The sequence below is a fragment of the Actinomadura sp. DC4 genome (genome assembly GCF_030406325.1).
GTDB lineage: Bacteria > Actinomycetota > Actinomycetes > Streptosporangiales > Streptosporangiaceae > Actinoallomurus.
On sequence record NZ_JAUEQY010000039.1, the window covers coordinates 36,071 to 56,412 of the forward strand.

Below are 20,342 nucleotides of genomic sequence, written 5' to 3' on the forward strand. Positions count from 1 at the left end.
GTCATGTCGATCGAGGAGATCGTCGGCTCGCTGGAGAGCGGGATGACGATCGGGATCGGCGGCTGGGGGTCGCGGCGCAAGCCGATGGCGCTGGTCCGGGCGATCTGCCGCTCGCCGCTCACCGACCTCACCGTCATCTCCTACGGAGGCCCCGACGTCGGCCTGCTGTGCGCGTACGGGAAGGTCCGGCGAGTCGTCGCCCCGTTCGTCACGCTCGACTCGATCCCGCTGGAACCGCACTTCCGCGCCGCGCGGCGCGACGGGTCGATCGCCTTCACCGAGTACGACGAGGGCATGTTCATGTTCGGCCTGTACGCGGCGGCGCACCGGCTGCCGTTCCTGCCCACCCGCGCCGGGCTCGGCTCGGACGTGATGCGGGTCAACCCGGAGCTGCGCACCGTCCGCTCCCCCTACGACGACGGCGAGGAGCTCGTGGCCGTGCCGGCGTTGACGATGGACGTCGCCCTCGTCCACATGAACCGCGCCGACGCGCGCGGCAACGCCCGCTACCTCGGCCCGGACCCGTACCTGGACGACCTGTTCGTGAAGGCGGCGACGACGGCCTCCTACGTGTCCTGTGAACGCCTCGTGGACACCGCGGACCTGCTCGGGGACGGCCACGTACGGTCGCTGCTGATCAGCCGCGTCCACGTGACCGGCGTGACCGAGACGCCGCGCGGCGCTCACTTCACCGACTGCGAGCCCGACCACGGGCGCGACGAGGCGTTCCAGCGCGCGTACGTGGAGGCCGCGGCCGACCCGGACGCGTGGGAGGCGTTCCGGCGGCGCTACCTCGACGGGGACGAAAAGGCTTACCAGGAGGCGATCCGATGACGGCGACCCGTGCCGAGGTGTGCGTGACGGCGTGCGCCGAGGCCTGGCGCGGCGACGGGGAGGTCCTGGCCGCGGCGATGGGCACCTGCTCTGTCCTCGGGGCGCGGCTGGCCCGGCTGACGTTCGAGCCCGCGCTGCTCACCACGGACGGCGGCGCGCTGCTCACCGCCGAGCCGATCCCGCTCGGCGCGGAGGCGGGCGCCATCGAGGGCGGCCTGCCGTTCCGCGACCACCTGTGGCTGGTCGCGGCCGGGCGGCGGCACGTGATGATGGGCGCGAGCCAGATCGACCGCCGCGGCAACACCAACATCTCCGCGATCGGCGACTGGGAGCGGCCCAAGTCCCAGCTCCTCGGCGCGCGTGGCGCGCCCGGCAACACGCGCTGCAACCCGACGAGCTACTGGATCCCCCGCCACTCGACTCGCGTGTTCGTGGAGCGGGTCGACTTCGTCAGCGGCGTCGGCACCGACCGCGGCGCGTTCGACCTGCGCCGGGTCGTCACCGACCTGGGCGTCCTCGACTTCGCCGGGCCGGACGCCACGATGCGGCTGGTCTCGGTGCACCCCGGCGTCACGGTGGAGCAGGTCGTGGCCGCGACCGGCTTCGCGCTGGACGTCCCCGCCGACGTGCCCGAGACCCGTACGCCCACCGAGGAGGAGCTGCGGCTGCTGCGGGAGTTCCTCGACCCGGGCTCTCAGCGCGATCGCGAGGTGCGGACATGATCCGCACCGCGCTCACCGAGCTCACCGGCGTCCGGCACCCCGTCGTGCAGACGGGGATGGGCTGGGTGGCCGGGCCGCGGCTGGTGTCGGCGGTGGCCGAGGCCGGCGGGCTCGGCGTGCTGGGGTCCGCGACGATGACGACCGGGGAGCTCGCGTCCGCGATCGGCGAGGTCAAGGACCGTACCGGCGCGCCGTTCGGGGTCAACCTGCGGGCCGACGCCGGCGACGCCGCCGAGCGCGTCGACCTGCTGATCCGCGAGGGCGTCAAGGTCGCCTCGTTCGCGCTGGCGCCGAGCCGGGACCTGATCGGCCGGCTGAAGGACGCGGGCGTCGTGGTGATCCCGTCCGTGGGCGCGCGGCGGCACGCGGAGAAGGTCGCGGGCTGGGGCGCGGACGCGGTCCTGGTGCAGGGCGGCGAGGGCGGGGGGCACACCGGCCCGGTCGCCACCACGCTCCTGCTCCCCCAGGTGGTCGACGCCGTGGACATCCCGGTGATCGCGGCCGGTGGCTTCTTCGACGGCCGCGGACTCGCCGCCGCGCTCGCGTACGGCGCGGCGGGAGTGGGGATGGGCACGCGGTTCCTGCTCACCTCCGACAGCTCCGTGCCGGACGCCGTCAAGCAGGTCTATCTGAGCATGGCCGAGACCGTCGTGACCCGGCAGGTGGACGGGCTGCCGCACCGGGTGCTGCGGACCGGCCTCATCGAAGCGCTGGAGACGCGCGGGCGGGTACGGCGGCTGTCCGGGGCGATGCGCAACGCCGCCCGGTTCCGGCGGCTGTCCGGCATGAGCGTACGGGCCATGCTGCGCGACGGGATGGCGATGCGGCACGGCAAGGACCTGTCGTGGTCGCAGGTGCTGATGGCGGCCAACACCCCGATGCTGTTGAAGGCGGCCATGGTGGACGGCCGCCCGGACCTGGGCGTGATGGCCTCCGGGCAGGTCGTCGGCGTGATCGAGGACCTGCCCTCGTGCGCGGAGCTGATCGGGCGGATCGTGCGTCAGGCCGCCGAGGCGATCGAGGCCTCCCACGGCCTCCTGCGGCAGGACGTCACAGGCGCTCGATGACGGTCACGTTGGCCTGACCGCCGCCCTCGCACATGGTCTGCAGGCCGTAACGCCCGCCGGTGCGCTCCAGGTGGTGGAGCAGCGTCGTCATCAGGCGCGCTCCGGTGGCGCCCAGGGGGTGGCCCAGCGCGATCGCGCCGCCGTTGGGGTTGACGCACGCCGGGTCGGCGCCGGTCTCCTTGATCCAGGCCAGCACGACGCTGGCGAACGCCTCGTTGATCTCCACGGTGTCGATCTGCCCGATGGTCATGCCCGCCTTCTTCAGCGCGTACGCGGTAGCGGGGATGGGCGCGGACAGCATCCGGATCGGGTCCTCGCCGCGGACGGACAGGTGGTGGACGCGGGCGCGCGGGGTCAGCCCGTGGTCACGGACGGCCTGCTCGGAGGCGATCAGCAGCGCGGCGGCGCCGTCGGAGATCTGCGAGGACACCGCGGCGGTCAGCCGCCCGCCGTCGACCAGGGTCTTCAGCCCGGCCATCTTCTCCAGCGAGGTGTCGCGGCGCGGCCCCTCGTCGGTCGTGACGTCCTCGTACGGGGCGATCTCCTTCTCGAACAGGCCGCCGTCGATCGCCCGCAGCGCCCGAGTGTGGGACTCGTAGGCGAACCGCTCCATGTCATCGCGGCCGATGTCCCAGTCACGGGCGATCATCTCCGCGCCGTTGAACTGGGAGACCTCCTCGTCGCCGTAGCGGGCGGTCCAGCCCTTCGATCCGTGGAAGGGCCCCTCGGGGTAGCCGATCGTGGCACCGCCCGCCGTACCGATCGGGACCTGCGACATGTTCTGCACGCCGCCGGCGACCACCAGCTCGGCGGTGCCCGACATGACGGCCTGGGCGGCGAAGTGCACCGCCTGCTGGGACGAGCCGCACTGGCGGTCGACGGTGACCCCGGGCACCTCCTCGGGCAGCCCGGCCGCGAGCCAGCAGGTGCGGGCGACGTCGCCGGCCTGCGGGCCGAGCGTGTCGACGCACCCGAAGATCACGTCCTCGACCGCGGCGGGGTCGGCGCCGGTCCGCTCCATGAGTGCGCGCAGCACGTGGGCGCCCAGGTCGGCGGGGTGCACCGTGGACAGCCCGCCGCCACGCCGGCCCACGGGGGTGCGGACCGCCTCGACGATGTAGGCCTCGGCCATCGCGTTTCTCCTCAGCTCTCGGGTGCCGCCTGGATCCCTTCGAGGACCATGGCGAGATACTGCTTGGCGACCTCGGCCGGCGACAGCCGCTCGCCGGGCTGGTACCAGCTCGCGGCGACCCACACGGCGTCGCGGATGAACCGGTAGACCAGCGACCGGTCCAGGTCGGCGCGGAAGTCGCCCTCGGTCACGCCGCGTTCGAGCAGCCCCAGCCACATGTCCTGGTGGCGGCGCCACGACTCGGCGAGGAAACCGAAGCGCTCCCAGGAGGCGGCGAGGTAGCGCGACTCCCTCTGGTAGATCATGACCGCGTGGCGGTGCTCGTCCATGCACCGGAACGACTCGGCGACCAGTGCCTCAAGGGTCTGCCGGGCGCCGAGACCGGCGTCCAGGACGCGCTCGAACCCGGCCCACATGTCGCCCAGGAAGGTGGCCAGGATCTCCTCCACCATCGACTCCTTGGAGTCGAAGTGGTAGTAAAGGCTGCCGCCCAGGATGCCGGCCGCGTCGGCCACCTCGCGGACGGTCGTGGCGGCGTAGCCCCGCTCGGCGAAGACCTCGGCCGCCGCGGAGAGCAGCTCGGCACGCCGGACCGCGCGGGCGCTGGTCGTGCCTTCGGCGTCGCGGCGTCGTGGACTCATCGAAGAGGCTCTCCTGGTCTGTCTCAGGGATGCTGGCTGGACACGGAGACGACCTCCCCGGTCAGGTACGAGGAGTAGCCGCTCGCCAGGAACACTATGACGTTGGCCACCTCCCACGGCTCGGCGGACCGCCCGAACGCCTCGCGGGCGGTCAGCTCCTCCAGCACCTCGGGTGAGGTGACCTTCACCAGATGCGGGTGCATCGCGAGGGACGGCGCGACCGCGTTGACGCGCACGCGGTAGTCCGCCGCCTCGAGTGCCGCGCACCGGGTCAGCGCCATCACGCCCGCCTTGGCGGCGGCGTAGTGCGACTGGCCGCGCTGGGCCCGCCAGCCGACGACCGAGGCGTTGTTGACGATCACGCCGCCGTCGTCCTGGCGCCGCATCGCCCGCAGGGCCGCGCGGGTGCAGCGCATCGTGCCGTTCAGCGTGACGTCCAGGACGCGGTCCCACTGGTCGTCGGCCATGTCCACCAGGTCGGTGGTGCCGCCCAGGCCGGCGTTGTTGACCGCCACGTCGATGCGGCCGAACCTGTCCAGCGCCGCGTCGTACAGCGCCCGTACCTGCTCGTCGGAGGTGACGTCGCAGGGCCGCGCGGCGACCCGCTCCGCGCCGAACTCCGCGGCCAGCGCCTCCCGCGACGCCTCCAGCCTCCGCTCGTGCGCGTCGCTGACGAACACGCGGGCGCCCTCTTCGAGGCAGCGGCGGGCGGTGGCTCCGCCGATGCCCGCCCCGGCCGCCGCGGTGATCACCACGACGTCGTCGCGAAGGAGTCCGTGCGCGGGAACGGGAGGCGGGGCCCCCTTCTGCTGTTCCGTCACGTCGGTTACTCTACCAAACAGTTGTTAGAAAGAAGGCCTCATGGACCTGGATTTCGGCCCCGCCGAGGAGGAGTTCCGCGCCGAGACGCGCGCCTGGCTGCACGAGCACGTGCCGGCCGAGCCGCTGCCGTCGCTGGAGACCGAGGCGGGCTTCGCCGCACACCGGCAGTGGGAGCGCACCCTGGGCGAGGCCCGGCTGGTGGCGGTGTCATGGCCCGAGGAGTACGGCGGCCGCGGCGTGACCCCGCTGCAGTGGCTCGTCTTCGAGGAGGAGTACTACGCCGCGGGCGCGCCCGGGCGGGTCAACCAGAACGGCACCGACCTGCTCGCCACCACGCTCTTCCGTCACGGCACGCCTGAGCAGCTCGCGCGGATCCTGCCGCCGATCGCGGCCGGCGAGGTGATCTGGGCGCAGGCGTGGTCGGAGCCGGGGGCGGGCAGCGACCTGGCCGGGCTCCGCTCGACCGCCACCCGCGCCGACGGCGGCTGGCTGCTCCACGGGCAGAAGACCTGGAGCTCGCGGGCGCCCTTCGCCGACCGGGCGTTCGGGCTGTTCCGCTCCGACTCCGAGGCCGGCCGGCACCGGGGCCTGACGTACGTGATGTTCCCGCTGGACGCCGAGGGCCTGACCGTACGGCCGATCGGCCGTCTCGACGGCAAGCCCGCGTTCGCCGAGCTCTTCTTCGACGGAGTGTTCGTGCCCGACCACGAGGTCATCGGGACGGCCGGCGAGGGCTGGACCGCCGCGATGAGCACGGCGGGCAACGAGCGCGGGCTCACGCTGCGGCCGCCGGGGCGGTTCATGGCCTCGGTCGACCGGCTGGCGGCACTGTGGCGGGAGCGGGCCGACCCCTCCGACTCCGCGCTGCGCGACCGGCTCGCCGACATCTGGATCCGGTCGCGGGCGTACCGGCTCAAGGGCTTCGAGACGATCTCCCGCGAGGAGGACGTCGGCATGGAGGCCAGCCTGACCAAGGTGTTCTGGTCGGAGCTGGACGTGGCGCTGCACGAGACCGCGCTCGACCTGCTCGGCCCGGACGGCGAGCTGGACTCGCCCTGGCTGGAGGGCTACGTCTTCTCGCTGGCCGGGACGATCTACGCGGGCACGAACGAGATCCAGCGGAACGTCATCGCCGAGCGGCTGCTCGGCCTGCCGAGGGGAGCACGGTGAAGTTCGTCCTGGACGCCGAGCAGCGGCTGTTCGCCGAGACCCTGCACACGCTGCTGGCCGACGCCGGCACCGCGCCGGCCGTACGCGCGTGGGCGGCCGGGGACGCCAAGCCCGGCCGTGCTCTGTGGTCGGCGCTCGCCGACGCCGGCGTGTTCGCGCTCGCCGTTCCGGAGGCGCACGGCGGCGCCGGGACGCTGCCGGTGGAGCTGGTCTGCGCGGCGGAGCAGCTCGGCCGCCACGCCGTGCCCGGGCCGTACGTGGAGACGCTCGCCGCCGCCGAGCTGCTCGGCCGCCTCGGCGACGTCCCGCTCGCCGCGACATGGCTCCCCCGGATCGCCGCCGGCGACGCGCTCGTCTCGCTCGCGCTGCCGCCCGCGGTCCCGTACGCGCTGGACGGCGACGTCGCCGACCTGGTGCTGACCGCCGATGACTCCGTACGCGAGGCGGCGGTGCGCGGCGGCACGCCCTCGCTCGACCCGGCGCGCCGGTTGCTGCCGGTCGTGCCCGGTGAGGCGCTGGCCACCGGGACGGGCGAGGCGACGGCGGCGGCCTACGACCTCGGCGCGCTGGTGTGCGCGGCGCAGCAGTTCGGGCTGGGCCGTGCGCTGCTGGACGTGTCGGTGGAGTACGCGAAGACGCGGCGGCAGTTCGGGCGCCCGATCGGGGAGTTCCAGGCGGTCAAGCACCACCTCGCGGGCGTCCTGGTGGAGCTGGAGTTCACCCGCCCGCTCCTCTTCGGCGCGGCGCTGTCGTACCGCACGCCGGACTTCTCCCGCGACGTGTCCGCCGCCAAGGCCGCCGCGTCGGCCGCCTCCTACACCGCGGCCCGGGTCGCGCTGCAGGTGCACGGCGCCATCGGCTACACCGACGAGTACGACCCCTCGCTGTGGATACGGAAGGCGCGGGCGCTGTACGCGGCGTGGGGCTCCCCCGCCGTGCACCGGGCCCGGGTCGTCGACGCGCTGTCCGCCCGATGAGCGCGGCGGCGGACTTCGGCGGCCGCGCCGTCCTGGTCACCGGAGGAACGCGCGGCATCGGGGCGGCCATCGCGCGGTCCTTCCTGGACGCCGGCGCCGAGGTCGTGGTGTGCGGGCGGCACGACCCCGCCTCGCCGCCGGAGGCGGGCGGCCGCACGGCGCGGTTCCTGGCCGCCGACATCCGCGACCCGGACGCGGCGGCGGAGCTGGTGGAGCGGGCGGCCGGGCTGATGGGCCGGCTGGACGTACTGGTCAACAACGCCGGCGGCTCACCGGACGCGGACGCGGCGACGGTCTCACCCCGGTTCGTCCAGGGGGTCGTACGGCTGAACCTGCTCGCCCCGTTCTACGTCGCGCAGCCCGCCAACAAGATCATGCAGGGCCAGCCGGACGGCGGGGTGATCATCAACATCGGCAGCGTCTCGGGCGAGGACCCGCAGCCGGGCACCGCCTTCTACAGCGCCGCCAAGGCGGGCCTCCTGGCCCTGACCCGTGCCCTGGCGCTGGAGTGGTCCCCGAAGGTGCGGATCAACCACGTCACCGTCGGCCCGGTACGGACCGAGGACGCCGCGGCCCGCTACGGCGAGGACGGCGGCCAGGCGATCGGCGACGTCATCGCGATGGGCCGGCTGGCCGACCCGCAGGACGTCGCCAATGCCTGCCTCTATCTGGCCGGCGGCCTGGCGTCGTACGTGACCGGCGCGGACCTCGCCGTCCACGGAGGCGGCGAGGTCCCGGCGCGTTACGTCGCGACTCGGAACTGAGCCCGGCCGTCCGTGAGCACGGTCGTCCCGTCGACGGCCGCCTCGAACAGCAGGGCGTCTTCTTCGTGCCAGCCGCTCACCCGGAGCCGGTCGCCGGGGAACACCGGCGCGGCGAACCGCCCGTCCAGCGCCACCAGGTCGGCCGGGTGCGCCCCGATCTCACCGGCCAGCGGGAGCGTGACCGCGGCCAGCGTGCACAAACCGTGCAGGATCGGGCGGGGCATCCCGGCGGCCCGCGCGGCCTCCGGGTCGATGTGCAGGTGGTGACGGTCGCCGAGCAGCCGGTACAGCGCGGCCTGGCCGGGCGCGGTGGCCACGTCGAACTCCAGGTCGGGCGGGCCGTCCGGCCTACGCCGCGCCGAGGGGCCGCGCTCGCCGCCGAAACCGCCGTGGCCGGGGGCGAACAGCGACCAGGTGGCCTCGAAGTACGCGCATTCCACGACGACCTCGAAGATCGCCGCGCTGCCCTTGTCCCAGACCTCCCCCACGCGGGCGGTCAGCTCCAGCTCGCCCTCCCGCGGCAGCGGCGCGCGCACCCGGAGCCGCTGCGACCCGTGGACCGCGGTCGCGACGTCGAAGGCGCCGGCCGAGCCGAGGACGTCCGGAGCCCACTGCGCGCACGTGAGCGCGAACGTGGGCAGCACCCGCAGCCGCTCCTCGAACACCAGGTCCAGGTCGGCCGCCGCCGCGCCGACGGCGAGCGCGTACAGGATCGCGTCGCGGTCGTCGTAGCGGACCGTACGGGTCCCGAGGTCGCGGTGGCGCCACCGTGCCGCGCTCGCCGGTTCACGCAGATCCATGGACGCCCTTTCAGGGGAGGAAGCGGTGGCGGCCGTTCGCGGCGAACTCCTCGCGCAGCGCCGCCTTGTCTTCGGGGGTCATCAGCGCGTACTCGGGCGCGCCGCGGCCGGCCCAGCGGTACACCGGGTCGGTGGTGCGCCAGCCCTCGACCTGCACCTGGCTGCGGCCGACCTTGCCCGAGCCGGTGGTGGGCAGGGCGTGGGAGACGCGTACGAAGCGCGGGGCGCCCTTGGTGCCGAGGTCGGCCTGGCGGGCCAGGAAGGCCGCCAGGCCGAGGTCGTCGAAACCGGTGCCCTCCGGCACCTCGATCGCCGCCATCACCTGGTCGCCCGACCGGGGGTCGGGCACGCCGAACGCGACGGCGTCGATGACCTTCGGGTGCCGGCGCAGCGCCGCCTGGGTCGGCAGCGCGGAGATGTTCTCTGAGTCCACCCGGATCCAGTCGCCCGAGCGGCCCGCGAAGTACAGGAAACCGGCGGTGTCGACGTAGCCGAGGTCGCCGGTCCAGTACCAGCCGTGCCGGACCCGCTCGGCGTCGGCCTCGGGGTTGTCGTAGTAGCCCTCGAACCGGGCCGCGCCCTCGACGTCGACGATCTCGCCGACGGCCTCCTCGGCGTTGGCCACCCGGCCGTGCTCGTCCAGGACCGCGCGGGCGCAGGTCTCCCGCGTCCGCGGGTCGACGATCCGCACGCCCTCGCGCGCGGGACGGCCGAGCGCGGCGGGCGGGGTGTCCTGCGGCCGTACGATCATGCCCGCGCTCTCGCTGGAGCCGTACCCCTCCATCAGCCGGCAGCCGAAACGGCGCTCGAACGCGGCCTGGTCCTCCGGGGAGGCCTCGGTGCCGAACGCGTGGGTGAGCGGGTTGTCGCCGTCGCCGGGCCGCTCCGGCGTCGCCAGGACGTAGGCGACGGCCTTGCCGACATAGGAGAAGAACGTCGCGCCGAAGTAACGTACGTCCGGCAGGAAGCCCGTCGCGGAGAAGCGCGGGGTGAGCGCGACGGTCGCCCCGGCGACCAGCGCCGGCGCCCACAGCGCCATCAGCGCGTTGCCGTGGAACAGCGGCATCGGGCAATAGCAGACGTCGTCGCGCGTGACGTCGTACTTGGCGCTCATGACGTGCGCGCGGTCGGCGAGCCTGCCCTGTGAGCACCGGGCCGCCTTGGACGCGCCCGTGGTCCCGGAGGTGAACAGCAGCAGCATCTGCGTGGCCGCCGTGATCGAGGGGTCGCGTACGGGCTCGCCCGCGTGCCCGGCGACCCGCGCGGCGTAGGCGTCGTCGTCCACGAGCAGGAACCGGCCGGGCGGGACGCCGACGTCCAGCCCGTCCAGCAGCGCCAGCCCGGGCCGGTCGGTGACCAGAAGCTGGAGGTCGGTGTGGCGTACCTCCTGTTCGAGGTTCGCGCCGCGCCGGGTGGAGTTGACGCCGACGACCGTGGCACCGCCGAGGGCCGCCGCGCCGAGCCAGAAGACGTACTCGGCGACGTTGTCGAGCAGGACGCCGACGTGGAACGGGCCGTCCCGGCGCAGCTCCGCCGCCAGCGAGGCGCGCGCCGCGCTCTCGCGTACGACCTCGTCCCACGTCCAGTCCCGCTCGCGGGTCCGCAGCCCCGGCCGCCCGTCGCCGAGCCGGTCGAGCAGCAGATCCGCGATGGTGTCGTGCGTCATGGTCGCCGACGCTAGCCAGGCGCACGCCCTTACGGCCGCAGCGTCCCGCTGACCGGGAAACCGCTCAGCGCCGTCGCTCCACCGCCCGGTGGTACTGCCGCCACACCTCCCCCGGCGTCACGACGCGATCGAGGAACATCAGGGCGTCCATGCGGCAGTCGCACGGGTTCTTCTCCTCGGTGTTCTGCGGGAAGCTGCCCCCGATCTTGATGCCACGGGGGTCGGTCGCCGAGGTGAGGTCGGGCTCCGGCGGCCCGGCGACGGCCCACGGGTCGCCGGGCAGCACGTACGAGCCCGCCAGCGGCCTCCCGTTCTTGTACAGCCGCATGGTCCCGTCGTCGAAGTCGAACGTCGCGGCCAGGAAGACCCACGTGTCCGGCGGCAGCACGCTCTGCCAGTCGCCGTCCGCGGCGAAGGTCTGGGAGCTGCCGGTGTCGATGCGCCGGCCGAGGGCGACCACGCGCAGCTCCCCCGACACGCTGATCACTTCGAGCAGCGCCCGTACGTTGTGGCCCTGGGAGTCGCCGCTGAGGAGGCCCGCCAGGCCGACCGCGTCGTAGTGGTCGGACGGGTCCGGGGTGGTGGTGTTCAGGCCCGGGTTCGGGCCGGTCGTCTTGAACCACCCCATGATCGAGGCTTCCCGCACGCCGTTGAAGGCGTGCAGGCCGGGCACGCCGGTCGCCGAGTAGACGCCGGCCTTCCAGTCGTCGTTGCCGGTGACCGCGGGGGCGACCTGACGCGTCTGGATCGAGTGGCGGCCGCCCGGGAACGCGGCGTCGCGCACGCGCATCGCGGCGCCGCCGTTGACGAGGCCGATGTCCGTGCCCGACCGGCCCTGGTCCCGCTCGACTGCGGGATCGCCCGGGGCCGGGTGCTCGAAGTCGTAGTAGGCGACGAGGTTCGGTCTCAGGGCGGGCGGCACCGCCGGTCCGGGGTGCGCCTGCGCGGCCGCCGGGGTCAGCGGCGCGCACACCAGCGCGAACGCGAGAGCCGTACGCCGCCACCGGCGGCCGGGGCAGGAGCGCATGTCTCTCCCCGATCAGCCGGTCGCGGCGGTGCCGGTGACCGTGAGGTGGCGCACCCGCCCGATGTTGTCGAACGACCCGAACCCGACCCGCCCGGACGTGAACGTCCTGTCGACGGCCGTCATCAACGGGTTCCTGGAGTGGTCGAGGTACACCGCGATCTCACCGGTGTCGGCGTGGCGGACGACCTGGACGTGATGCCACTTCGTGTCGGTGATGGCGGGCGGCGCGCCCCGCGAGCGGACCGCGTCCCACTGGTCCTCGATCCGGAGCCGGTCGGCGTCGTTCACGACGAAGACGCCGTTGTGCGGGTAGATCGAATTGTCCTGCGACAGATGGGCGTAGTAGAAGTGCGTGTCGGACTGGTAGCCGAACACGATGATCACGTCACGGTTACTGACGTCCGTGGGGGTGTCGATCCGCACGTCGGCGTCGATCCGTTCGGTGCCGTACGCGGGGCCCTTCGTCAGCACTGCGTACTCAAACGGGCGGCGCGGGCCGGGGCGTTCGACGCCGGCCTCGGCCAGGATCACCTGGCCGTTCTCGAACCTCCACTTCGGCGGGGTGACCGGGGCCCAGTTCGCCGCGGTCGCCGTGCCGGAGACGTGGGTACGGCCGACCGGGCCGGCGGCGAAGTGACGCGTGCCGACGACCTTCCAGATCTTGCCGTTCGCCTTCGAGATGAGGTAAAGCTCGCCCTTGCTGTCACGGCCGAAGCGCAGGTCGACCCGGGTGTCCCCGGCCAGCTGCCGCATCGTCACGCGCTTGCCGGTCCGATCGAAGACCATGAGCTTGTGGATCGGGGCGCGCGGGGCGCCGCGGCGCATCTCCCGCTCGTTGGTGTAGAACACGCTGCCGTCGACGAGGTCGCCGAAGACGTACTTGCCGTAGAGCTCGGGCAGCTTGTGGCCGCGGTAGACGTAGCCGCCGGAGATCGCGCGACCGATGTCGGCGTCGCAGGTCCAGTCCGGCGGCGGGTCGTGGTCGTAGGCGGCCACCGGGTAGTCGTAGTGGTACTGCGCGTCGTCGGCGGGCAGCGGGTACAGGTTGCACCGGTCGGCCTTGTCGAAGACGAACGGCCCTTCCCGGTTCGGCCAGCCGAGGTTGTCGCCCGCGCGTACGTCCCACACGCCCTCGATGGCGTGCTCGCCGATGTGCCCCAGGAACAACCGGTGCGCCCCTCCGGTGTCCCAGCTGAAGCGGTGCGGGTCGCGCATGCCGTACGCGTAGATCTCGCCGATGTGACCGGGCTGACCCACGAACGGGTTCGAGGCCGGGACGCCGTACCTGCCGTTGGCGCTGTTCGTGCCGTGCGGGTCGATCCGCAGGATCTTCCCCTGCGGGATGGCGAGGTTCTGGGGGTCGGTGTTGCCCGCCGCCTGTCCCTGGCCGCCGTCTCCGGCGGCGATGTAGAGCAGACCGTAGTCCGCGTCGCCGCGCTCGGCGTTCGGGTTGAAGCCGATCTCCTGGATGCCGTGGATCTGGCCGGCGAACCCGAGCCGCAGGACCTCGCGCCGGGTTCCGTGGAAGGTGCTCGCGGCGGGGTCGTCCGCCGTCCACTCGTCGATGACGCCGTGGTAGATCGTGTTCGGCTGGGGCGTCAGGTCCGGGACCTTCGTGGTCATGGAGGCCAGCTCGGTATGGACCGTGTAGAACTTGCCGTTCCGCTTGTAGCCGGGGTCGAAGGCCACGATGCCGAAGCCCTGCCCGAGGCCGCGGCCGGAGAAGAACTGCGGGGCGAACGTGGCGCCGACGTCGAGGTACTCCTGCGGAGTGCCGTGATCGAGGAGGTACATCTTGCCGTTGAGGTCGGGCACGTACATGCGTCCCGAGCCGTCCGGGATCTCACCGATGTAGTTGATCCTGGCCCAGCGCATCAGCCGGGGGTCGACCGGCGCGGGGGTCGGCTCCGACTTGGGGAACGAGGCGAACTCCTGGACCGTGAGCCCTAAGTCGGAGGTGATCGGGCTCTCCGGGATCGGATCGGTGATCGGCTGACCGGCCGCTCTCGCCGCCGGCCGCGGCACTGCGACCAGTGCCGCGAGCACGGCGACGATGGTCAGCAGGCACCGAAGGGACTTCGTCATCTCTGCCACCCGGGGGGTTGCTGGGAAAGCGCTTTCCCGAACGTAAGAGACGATCTAGGAGGCGTCAAGGATCAAAATCGTGCGCGCCGGTCACTCCGGCCACGGAGAGTTGAGAATGATCTCGACGAAGTCCTGACGGGTGAAACCGGGGACGAAGTGCGCGAGGACGTCGTCGTTCATGGTCCCGAACGTGGTGTCCGGGCGGTCCTTCATGCCTTCGGTGAAGGCCCGCAGGATGTTCTGCTTGAAGTCCGGCCGCTCGTGCGCGGCGGTGACCGCCGCGACGTCCCGGTCCTCGATCTCCTCCAGCTCGAAGCCGAGCACGTCGGTCTCGACGCCGGCGGTGACGAGGGCGACCTCGGGCCCGAGGTGTTCGGGCACGCCGGGCGTGGTGTGCAGGGCGATGCCCAGCCAGACGGCGCGGGCCTCGGCCTCCGTACGGCCGTGCCGTAGCAGGAAGTCACGGGCCAGGTCGGCGCCGTCGATCTCGAACCGCTGGTCCGTACGGCGGTAACGTTCGGTGAGGCCCAGGTCGTGGAACATCGCGCCGACGTAGAGCAGTTCGGGGTCGGCGTGGAGGCCTCGGTGGCGGCCCTTGAGGCTGCCGAAGAGGAACACGCGGCGGGAGTGGTCGAACAGCACGGGCGTGGCCGCCTCGCGTACGAGCTCGGTGGCCTCGCGGGCCAGCGGGGTGTCGGGGATCGCGATCCCGGCGATGGTCTGGGTCATCGGTCGTCTCCGTTGGTGTGGTCGGTCGTTGCGGGCCTGTTCCCAGCCTGGCGACGGCGGCCGTTCGCCGCCCCCCGCCGACGGCCAGGTTTCGCACGGAAACGGACACGAAAGGAGCGCGCAGTGCAGCACCGGGTCGGGGTCGTGGTCTTCGACGGCGTCAAGATGCTCGACGTCGCCGGGCCCAGCGAGGTGTTCGCCGAGAGCAACCGGCACGGCGCGGACTACGGGCTGTCGGTCTGCGCCGTGGGCGGAGGCTCGGTCATGTCCTCGACCGGCATGCGGATCACCGCCGACACCGACGCGAGCGCCGACGGTCTCGGGTTCGACACCCTGCTGGTCGCGGGCGGCGACCTGCTGCCGACCCGCCCCATCGACCCCGCACTGCTCCGGGCCGTCCGCGGCCTGGCCGCCCGGTCCCGGCGGGTCTGTTCGATCTGCACGGGAGCGTTCATCCTGGCCGCGGCCGGGCTCCTGGACGGTCACCGGGCGACGACCCACTGGCAGCATACCCGGCTGCTCGCCGATGCCTACGCCTCGATCACCGTCGAGCCGGACGCGATCTTCGTACGGGACGGCGACCTGTTCAGCTCCGCCGGCGTCACCGCGGGCATCGACCTGGCCCTGGCGCTGCTGGAAGACGACCACGGCGAGGGACCGGCGCGGCAGGTGGCCCGGTCGCTCGTCGTCTTCCTGCAGCGCCCGGGCGGCCAGTCGCAGTTCTCGCCGGCGCTGCGCGGGCCGCGCCCGCGCACGCCGGTGCTGCGCGCCGTCTTCGACGGCATCGTCGCCGACCCCGCCGCGGACCACTCGGCCGCGGCGCTGGCCGCGCGGGCGTCGGTCAGCACCCGGCACCTGACCCGGCTGTTCCGAGACGAGCTGGGCACGACGCCCGCGAAGTACGTCGAGGCCGTACGGTTCGACAGCGCGAAGGCGGCCCTCGACGGCGGCCTCGGCGTCGGCGCGGCGGCCGAACGGGCCGGCTACGGCAGCCCGGAGTCGTTGCGCCGCGCGTTCGTCAGCCGGCTCGGCGTGTCGCCGCGGGCGTACCAGCAGCGGTTCGCTCGTCCCGGCGCCACGACGCGTGATCGCCGCTAGGAGGAGACCTCGCTGATGCCGGGCGTCGGGCAGAGCATCTTCTTCTCCGCGTGGAACTCCTTCTCGGCCGCCCAGGGCACCGTCTTGCCGGGCGCCACGGGGACGAGGGCCTCGGCGTAGTCCAGCGTCGTCGCCTGCCTCGTGGTGAAGTGCACCGTGATCTTGTACGTCACCGGCTTCTTGCCGGGGTTGGTGGCGGTCCCCTCCGCGCTCCAGCCGCCGGGGATCTCCGCGCACTTGGTCAGTGCGACGTTCTTGCGGACCTTCGGCTCATTGGCGATCTTCGTCGGAACCGGGTTCGTGGCGTTCGAGGACACCGCGGCGGTGTTGCGCACCGGGTGGTCGTCCGATGAGCACCCCGTCACCGCCGCGCCCGCGAGCGTTCCGAGTGCGACGATGCTGACAACGTTTCGCATGTTCATCGAATTACTCCTGACTGCGCTACGGCCGATACGACACACGGTTCACGAACGCGGCGTGCGGGCGCGCGTACCGGCGTTGTTCTTTGTCGTAAATGACCGCGATTTGATGAGCGGTCTCTGTTCGGGGCCCTTTCAGTGCCGGCGGTGGCCCTTGTGGTGCCGGTGCTGGTGGTGCCGTACGTGGTGGTGCCCGTGGTGACTCACCCGGTGTCCGTGGTCCTGACGGTCGCGCGGAGCCGACCACCGTGCCGTCCGGGAGCGTGCCCGTGGCGACCGCGCCGTTGACGATGCCCCCGCGTTGACGTCGGCCCGGCTCGTGACGTACGTCCCGGTGCAGGTCACGGTCCGCCTCGCGCCGAGCGTCGTCGTCGGGCACGTGATGACCGGCGGTGTGCCCGTGCCGGAGAACGCCGGAACGAGTAGGTCACCGTCTGGCCCGCCGCCGTCACCGACGACGGAGCGGGCCGTCTTGAGGAGCCGGATCGCCGGACCGGGCGTCGTGGTCACCGTCGCCGTCGACGGAGCCGACGTCACCGCCGGGCCGGTCGGCGGCGTGCCGGAGGCGGTCGCGCTGTTGACGATCACCCTGCCGGTTGCCCGGTGTCCGTCTCCGGGTGCAGTAACGGGGGGGTGTGTTCGCGCCGCCACGATCTTGAGCGCGACCCTAGGAATAGCCGGCTTGAAAAGACCTGGAGCAACGACGATTCATTTCAGATCCAAGCCGTCCAACTAGGCCGTTATCAGCTACTTATGTCGCAATGGCTCGCCGCCGTGTCCCGGCCAATTCCGGACAGATCTGCCGGTCTAGAGCTCGTTGCCCCAGTAGTAACGGGCGGCCGTCTCGACGAGCTCGAGCCGGGCGTGCTGGCCGGCCCAGCTCACCCGGCCCGGAGCGCCGGCGGCCGGGGCGAAGCCGCCGTTGGTGCTGATCGCGATGTCTTCCAGGTCGAGGACCGAGGACGCCGTGTCGATCCGGTCCAGCAGGTCCTCGACGGACTCCGGCGAGGCGGAGCCGACGTCGACGACGCCGAGCGCGATGACGCGTCCCGCCGGGACGAGTTCGAGCGGGAAGCGGGAGTTCACCGCCTCCGGGTACTCCACGTGGATCCGGCCCACCGCGAGCCGTTCGAAGAAACGCGTCACGGCCGTGGCGTCGTACCCGTCGGCGAGGACCGGGGCGCCACCCGTGGTGAGGTCCAGGCTGACGCGGAAGTCCTCCCCCACGTCCAGCGCGACGATCGAGGCGGCGTCCGTGTCGGTCATCCGGTCGAGCAGCTCGTCCGGGTCGGCGCCGGCGGCGCGCAGCCGTTCCCGGCCGGCGCTCGCCAGGACCAGCGCGTACGCGGGGTTGGCCAGGCGGACGTGGTCGATCCCGTCGCCGGCCAGCGCCTGGACCTCCTCGCGGATTACGCGGGCGAGCTCCGCGCCCAGGAGGCCCGGCGAGGCGTACGCCGCCGAGGACCGGTCGGCGTCGAAGGACCGCTCCGTGACGAAGGCGGCGGACGGGAGCGTCACGACCGTCGAGCGCCGGGTGGCGCTCCGCAGGAACGACGCCTCGTGCGCGGCGAGCCGGCCGGCCGGCTCCAGCTTGGCGACGGCCGCCGGGCCGGGCGGCAGGGAGGCGATCTCGGCGAACAGCTCCGCGAGCGGCGTGGCCGCGGTCCCGCCGAAGCCCTTGACGGCGTCGTAGACGACGGAGGTCGTGTCGTCCCGGCGGTACTCGCCGTCGCCGATCGCGGACAGGCCGATCCGGCGCTGCAGCCGGGCGGCCTCCGCGACGGCCTCATCCTCGGCGGCCCTGACCTCCGCGTCGCCGGCCCGGCCGGCGGCGCGCGCCTGGCGGGCCTCGATCAGGGCGGGCGGCCGGACCAGGCTCCCGGCGTGGTCGATGTGGTACTTGAAATCGTCAGCCATGACGGCTCCTCACGATGGGGAACGGCGGTCAGGAACGCTTGGCTCCCGCCCACGCCTGGAAGGTCATGTCGAAACCCGCTCCGGCGACGACGGCCGAGCAGATCTCCTCGTCCTCGTCCGGGCTGCCGCCCGACACCCCGAAGCCGCCGAGGAACTCATCCCCGCGCTTGAGGGTGTAGCCGCCGCGGGTGGCCACGATCGGGTGGTGGCCCATGCGCGCGACCTGCCCGAAGAACACCGGGTCGGAGGCCGACCAGTCCTTGAGGAGTGCGCTGGGCCGCTGCATCACGGCCGCGGTGTAGGCCTTGGCGGTGGCGATGCTCGGGGTCATCGGGCGCGCTCCGTCCATGCGTTCGAGCGCCACCAGGAAACCGCCGGCGTCGACGACGCAGAAGGTCATCGCCTTGCCGAGGGCGGCGGCCCGGCCGCGTCCGTCGTCGATCAGCGCGCGCGCCTCTTCCGACGTGATCCTCACACTCGCACCGGCCCATCCGTGTCCGTCATCGTTTCGGGGTCGCGCTCGTGGACGCGTCGTAGGACGCGCTCGACGGCGGAGTTGAACTTCTCCGGCGCCTCCCAGTACATCGAGTGGGGCGCGCCCGCCACGACGTCGAGGTGGGAGCCGGTCACGACCCGCGCCGCGCGTTCGACGGTCGCGACGCTCAGCACCGCGTCCAGCTCGCCGGCGAGGAAGAACACCGCGATCCCGGACGCGACGACCTGCTCGACGGTCGGGCCGTCGGCGTTCAGGTTGCGCAGGTCGGCCATCTTCGCGGTGTTGAAGGTGCCCATCTGCCGGAACAGGAAGGTCAGGTCCGGGTGCTCGTCGCGGAACCGCGCGCTGAGCAGACGGTCGAGGACGGGCAGCCGCGTGGCCGCCTCGCGGTCGGCCGCCACGAGCCGCGCGAGCTCGGGATGGTCGATGCCGCCGAGCGAGTGGGCCAGGACCACTCCCGCCGCGCTCTCCGGCCGCGCGATCGCGGCCTTCAGCGCCGCCGCGGCCCCGATGGACTGGCCGACGAGGAGCACGCGGCCGGCCTGCGCCGCCTCGATCACCGCCAGGATGTCCGACGGGAAGGCCCGCGCGTCGAACTCCTCCATCGAGGAGTCCGACAGGCCGAAGCCCCGCAGGTCGACGGTGATGACGGTGTAGCGATCCCGCAGCGCGGCGACCTGCTGCCACCAGGCGGCATGGTGACCGCCGGACCCGTGCACGAACAGGACCGCCGGCCCGTCGCCGTGCTTTTCGAAGTAGACGCGCGTGCCGTCCTCAGCCGTGGTGAAGGGCATTCCCCGCCCCTTCCTTGACCGCCTGCGGCGCGGTGTAGTCCCGGCGGCGGTGGTGGACGAGCTCGATCATCGTGTGGTCGGGGTCGTGGACATAGCAGAACTTCGACTGGTTCTCCGGGCGCTCGATCGGCCGGGTGTGGCGGACGCCGAGCGTGTGCAGGTGCTCGAGGAAGCCGTCCCAGTCCTCCACCTCGATGGCGAAGTGGTACGGCGACATCCGGTCCATCTCCTCGACCGGCGTGAAGTGCAGGTCGAAGTTGCCCCGGGTCATCAGGACGACCTTGGTGTTGCTCTTCGGCGTGATCGCCTTCATGCCGAAGACCTTGGAGTACCACTCCTTGGTGCGTTCGGGATCGGTCGTCGGGAAGTTGACGTGATGGATGTAGGCCGGTCGATCGCTCATTTCTGCTCCTTGACGGGGTTGCGCAGCGTGCCGAGCCCGCTGATGACCACGCTGACGACGTCTCCGGGCTCCATGCCGACCGCGCCGTCCGCGCCCATCCACAGGACGTCGCCCGGCCGGAGGGTGATGTAGCGCGCGATCTCCTCGATGTAGTCGAAGGGGTCGAAGATCATCGCGCCGGTGGGGAAGGACGCACGGGTCTCGCCGTTCACCCGCACCGTCGTGGTCGCCGACAGGGGGTCGGCGTCGGTGTCGATCCAGGGGCCCATCGGCTTGAAGGTGTCGCTGTTCTTGGCCCGCCACAGGGTGCGGTCGCCGTGCTGCCACTCCCGGGCGCTCACGTCGTTGCCGATCGTCCAGCCCCACACGCCGTCGCGGGCCTCGTCACGCGAACAGTGGCGCAGCGTACGGCCGATCACCGCGACGAGCTCGCCCTCGGTCTCGAAGCGCCCCCGGCAGCCGGCCGGCCTGACGATCGCCTCTCCGTCGCCGATGAGGGCGCTGTTCGCGCGGTACCCCACCTCGGGGCGGTCGGGAAAGGCCACGGCGTGCCCGGCCTCCTGGGCGTGCCGGATGTGGTCGGCGTAGTTGAGGCCGACGCAGAAGAAGGTTCCGGGGACGACCGGGGGCAGCAGCCGGACGCCGCCGAGCGTGGACGACACGCCCGTCAGGCGAGGCCCCTCGAAGGGGCCGCCCTCGGCCTCCAGGATCGTCTCGTCCTCGACGATCCCGTTCCTGACCTGGCCTTCGGCGAGGTAGCGGCACCATCTCATCGCCCG

The 20,342-nt window shown here is 72.6% G+C and carries 22 protein-coding genes; 7 read left to right on the plus strand and 15 right to left on the minus strand.

What is annotated here, in order from left to right; translation table 11 throughout:
* Nucleotides 1-3: 3 nt before the first annotated feature.
* Genes QWU11_RS41190 through QWU11_RS41200 form a run of 3 tightly spaced genes read left to right on the plus strand, consistent with a single transcriptional unit; the run spans nt 4 to nt 2,623 of the window.
* Nucleotides 4-834 (plus strand): CoA-transferase, encoded by an 831-nt coding sequence (locus tag QWU11_RS41190; RefSeq protein WP_290120060.1) that lies wholly within the window; start codon nt 4-6, stop codon nt 832-834.
* Entirely contained in the window at nt 831-1,556 is a 726-nt protein-coding gene (locus QWU11_RS41195) for a CoA-transferase (protein ID WP_290120010.1), read from the plus strand. Before QWU11_RS41190 ends, QWU11_RS41195 begins: the two co-directional genes overlap by 4 nt.
* Nucleotides 1,553-2,623, plus strand: coding sequence for a nitronate monooxygenase (locus tag QWU11_RS41200; RefSeq protein WP_290120011.1), 1,071 nt, complete (start codon nt 1,553-1,555; stop codon nt 2,621-2,623). The genes QWU11_RS41195 and QWU11_RS41200 overlap by 4 nt, the downstream gene beginning before the upstream one ends.
* Here QWU11_RS41200 and QWU11_RS41205 read toward each other — a convergent pair.
* Genes QWU11_RS41205 through QWU11_RS41215 form a run of 3 tightly spaced genes read right to left on the minus strand, consistent with a single transcriptional unit; the run spans nt 2,607 to nt 5,217 of the window.
* Entirely contained in the window at nt 2,607-3,755 is a 1,149-nt protein-coding gene (locus QWU11_RS41205; RefSeq protein ID WP_290120012.1) for an acetyl-CoA C-acetyltransferase, read from the minus strand. The two genes, QWU11_RS41200 and QWU11_RS41205, sit on opposite strands and share 17 nt — an antisense overlap.
* An 11-nt stretch (nt 3,756-3,766) precedes the next feature.
* A complete protein-coding gene (locus QWU11_RS41210) occupies nt 3,767-4,396 on the minus strand; it encodes a TetR/AcrR family transcriptional regulator (protein ID WP_290120013.1) in 630 nt (209 codons plus the stop codon).
* Nucleotides 4,397-4,419: 23 nt separating this feature from the next.
* A complete protein-coding gene (locus QWU11_RS41215) occupies nt 4,420-5,217 on the minus strand; it encodes an SDR family oxidoreductase (RefSeq protein ID WP_290120014.1) in 798 nt (265 codons plus the stop codon).
* Between the two features lie 40 nt (nt 5,218-5,257).
* Between QWU11_RS41215 and QWU11_RS41220 the strand changes: the two genes are divergently transcribed.
* Genes QWU11_RS41220 through QWU11_RS41230 form a run of 3 tightly spaced genes read left to right on the plus strand, consistent with a single transcriptional unit; the run spans nt 5,258 to nt 8,129 of the window.
* Nucleotides 5,258-6,388 (plus strand): acyl-CoA dehydrogenase family protein, encoded by a 1,131-nt coding sequence (locus tag QWU11_RS41220; RefSeq protein WP_290120015.1) that lies wholly within the window; start codon nt 5,258-5,260, stop codon nt 6,386-6,388.
* A complete protein-coding gene (locus QWU11_RS41225) occupies nt 6,385-7,365 on the plus strand; it encodes an acyl-CoA dehydrogenase family protein (protein ID WP_290120016.1) in 981 nt (326 codons plus the stop codon). The genes QWU11_RS41220 and QWU11_RS41225 overlap by 4 nt, the downstream gene beginning before the upstream one ends.
* Nucleotides 7,362-8,129 (plus strand): SDR family oxidoreductase, encoded by a 768-nt coding sequence (locus tag QWU11_RS41230; RefSeq protein WP_290120017.1) that lies wholly within the window; start codon nt 7,362-7,364, stop codon nt 8,127-8,129. The genes QWU11_RS41225 and QWU11_RS41230 overlap by 4 nt, the downstream gene beginning before the upstream one ends.
* On the opposite strand, the gene QWU11_RS41235 is transcribed toward QWU11_RS41230, so the two are convergent.
* The 5 genes from QWU11_RS41235 to QWU11_RS41255 all read right to left on the minus strand — a co-directional run bounded on the left by QWU11_RS41235 (nt 8,108) and on the right by QWU11_RS41255 (nt 14,436).
* Complete coding sequence (locus QWU11_RS41235) at nt 8,108-8,929, minus strand: MaoC/PaaZ C-terminal domain-containing protein (RefSeq protein WP_290120018.1); 822 nt, start codon at nt 8,927-8,929, stop codon at nt 8,108-8,110. The genes QWU11_RS41230 and QWU11_RS41235 overlap by 22 nt on opposite strands.
* Nucleotides 8,930-8,939: 10 nt before the next feature.
* A complete protein-coding gene (locus QWU11_RS41240) occupies nt 8,940-10,595 on the minus strand; it encodes an AMP-binding protein (RefSeq protein WP_290120019.1) in 1,656 nt (551 codons plus the stop codon).
* A gap of 64 nt (nt 10,596-10,659) precedes the next feature.
* Nucleotides 10,660-11,622 (minus strand): LamG-like jellyroll fold domain-containing protein, encoded by a 963-nt coding sequence (locus QWU11_RS41245; protein ID WP_290120020.1) that lies wholly within the window; start codon nt 11,620-11,622, stop codon nt 10,660-10,662.
* A 12-nt stretch (nt 11,623-11,634) separates the two neighbouring features.
* Nucleotides 11,635-13,707 carry a PQQ-dependent sugar dehydrogenase gene (locus QWU11_RS41250; RefSeq protein ID WP_290120021.1) on the minus strand — a complete coding sequence of 691 codons (2,073 nt, stop codon included), beginning with the start codon at nt 13,705-13,707 and terminating at the stop codon, nt 11,635-11,637.
* Between the two features lie 90 nt (nt 13,708-13,797).
* Nucleotides 13,798-14,436 (minus strand): HD domain-containing protein, encoded by a 639-nt coding sequence (locus tag QWU11_RS41255; protein WP_290120022.1) that lies wholly within the window; start codon nt 14,434-14,436, stop codon nt 13,798-13,800.
* A 123-nt stretch (nt 14,437-14,559) separates the two neighbouring features.
* Between QWU11_RS41255 and QWU11_RS41260 the strand changes: the two genes are divergently transcribed.
* Nucleotides 14,560-15,534: a DJ-1/PfpI family protein gene (locus QWU11_RS41260; protein ID WP_290120023.1), complete on the plus strand. Its 975-nt coding sequence runs from the start codon at nt 14,560-14,562 to the stop codon at nt 15,532-15,534.
* On the opposite strand, the gene QWU11_RS41265 is transcribed toward QWU11_RS41260, so the two are convergent.
* From QWU11_RS41265 to QWU11_RS41295, 7 genes are all read right to left on the minus strand, one after another.
* Nucleotides 15,531-15,956 (minus strand): hypothetical protein, encoded by a 426-nt coding sequence (locus QWU11_RS41265; RefSeq protein WP_290120024.1) that lies wholly within the window; start codon nt 15,954-15,956, stop codon nt 15,531-15,533. The two genes, QWU11_RS41260 and QWU11_RS41265, sit on opposite strands and share 4 nt — an antisense overlap.
* Before the next feature lie 132 nt (nt 15,957-16,088).
* Nucleotides 16,089-16,541 carry a hypothetical protein gene (locus QWU11_RS41270; protein WP_290120025.1) on the minus strand — a complete coding sequence of 151 codons (453 nt, stop codon included), beginning with the start codon at nt 16,539-16,541 and terminating at the stop codon, nt 16,089-16,091.
* A 219-nt stretch (nt 16,542-16,760) separates the two neighbouring features.
* Nucleotides 16,761-17,870: a hypothetical protein gene (locus tag QWU11_RS41275; RefSeq protein ID WP_290120026.1), complete on the minus strand. Its 1,110-nt coding sequence runs from the start codon at nt 17,868-17,870 to the stop codon at nt 16,761-16,763.
* A gap of 28 nt (nt 17,871-17,898) precedes the next feature.
* Nucleotides 17,899-18,345, minus strand: coding sequence for a heme-binding protein (locus QWU11_RS41280; RefSeq protein WP_290120027.1), 447 nt, complete (start codon nt 18,343-18,345; stop codon nt 17,899-17,901).
* Nucleotides 18,342-19,160 carry an alpha/beta hydrolase gene (locus QWU11_RS41285; RefSeq protein WP_290120028.1) on the minus strand — a complete coding sequence of 273 codons (819 nt, stop codon included), beginning with the start codon at nt 19,158-19,160 and terminating at the stop codon, nt 18,342-18,344. The genes QWU11_RS41280 and QWU11_RS41285 overlap by 4 nt, the downstream gene beginning before the upstream one ends.
* A complete protein-coding gene (locus QWU11_RS41290) occupies nt 19,141-19,563 on the minus strand; it encodes a VOC family protein (RefSeq protein ID WP_290120029.1) in 423 nt (140 codons plus the stop codon). The genes QWU11_RS41285 and QWU11_RS41290 overlap by 20 nt, the downstream gene beginning before the upstream one ends.
* Nucleotides 19,560-20,336 (minus strand): fumarylacetoacetate hydrolase family protein, encoded by a 777-nt coding sequence (locus QWU11_RS41295; protein ID WP_290120030.1) that lies wholly within the window; start codon nt 20,334-20,336, stop codon nt 19,560-19,562. Before QWU11_RS41295 ends, QWU11_RS41290 begins: the two co-directional genes overlap by 4 nt.
* Between the last annotated feature and the right edge of the window lie 6 nt (nt 20,337-20,342).

What these genes read in the sequence shown, in the direction of transcription:
- QWU11_RS41190 (WP_290120060.1), top strand. Translation starts at nt 4, where the DNA reads ATGTCGATCGAGGAGATCGTCGGCTCGCTGGAGAGCGGGATGACGATC.
- QWU11_RS41195 (WP_290120010.1), top strand. Translation starts at nt 831, where the DNA reads ATGACGGCGACCCGTGCCGAGGTGTGCGTGACGGCGTGCGCCGAGGCC.
- QWU11_RS41200 (WP_290120011.1), top strand. Translation starts at nt 1,553, where the DNA reads ATGATCCGCACCGCGCTCACCGAGCTCACCGGCGTCCGGCACCCCGTC.
- QWU11_RS41205 (WP_290120012.1), bottom strand. Translation starts at nt 3,755, where the DNA reads ATGGCCGAGGCCTACATCGTCGAGGCGGTCCGCACCCCCGTGGGCCGG.
- QWU11_RS41210 (WP_290120013.1), bottom strand. Translation starts at nt 4,396, where the DNA reads ATGAGTCCACGACGCCGCGACGCCGAAGGCACGACCAGCGCCCGCGCG.
- QWU11_RS41220 (WP_290120015.1), top strand. Translation starts at nt 5,258, where the DNA reads ATGGACCTGGATTTCGGCCCCGCCGAGGAGGAGTTCCGCGCCGAGACG.
- QWU11_RS41230 (WP_290120017.1), top strand. Translation starts at nt 7,362, where the DNA reads ATGAGCGCGGCGGCGGACTTCGGCGGCCGCGCCGTCCTGGTCACCGGA.
- QWU11_RS41235 (WP_290120018.1), bottom strand. Translation starts at nt 8,929, where the DNA reads ATGGATCTGCGTGAACCGGCGAGCGCGGCACGGTGGCGCCACCGCGAC.
- QWU11_RS41240 (WP_290120019.1), bottom strand. Translation starts at nt 10,595, where the DNA reads ATGACGCACGACACCATCGCGGATCTGCTGCTCGACCGGCTCGGCGAC.
- QWU11_RS41245 (WP_290120020.1), bottom strand. Translation starts at nt 11,622, where the DNA reads ATGCGCTCCTGCCCCGGCCGCCGGTGGCGGCGTACGGCTCTCGCGTTC.
- QWU11_RS41250 (WP_290120021.1), bottom strand. Translation starts at nt 13,707, where the DNA reads ATGACGAAGTCCCTTCGGTGCCTGCTGACCATCGTCGCCGTGCTCGCG.
- QWU11_RS41255 (WP_290120022.1), bottom strand. Translation starts at nt 14,436, where the DNA reads ATGACCCAGACCATCGCCGGGATCGCGATCCCCGACACCCCGCTGGCC.
- QWU11_RS41265 (WP_290120024.1), bottom strand. Translation starts at nt 15,956, where the DNA reads ATGAACATGCGAAACGTTGTCAGCATCGTCGCACTCGGAACGCTCGCG.
- QWU11_RS41275 (WP_290120026.1), bottom strand. Translation starts at nt 17,870, where the DNA reads ATGGCTGACGATTTCAAGTACCACATCGACCACGCCGGGAGCCTGGTC.
- QWU11_RS41285 (WP_290120028.1), bottom strand. Translation starts at nt 19,160, where the DNA reads ATGCCCTTCACCACGGCTGAGGACGGCACGCGCGTCTACTTCGAAAAG.
- QWU11_RS41290 (WP_290120029.1), bottom strand. Translation starts at nt 19,563, where the DNA reads ATGAGCGATCGACCGGCCTACATCCATCACGTCAACTTCCCGACGACC.
- QWU11_RS41295 (WP_290120030.1), bottom strand. Translation starts at nt 20,336, where the DNA reads ATGAGATGGTGCCGCTACCTCGCCGAAGGCCAGGTCAGGAACGGGATC.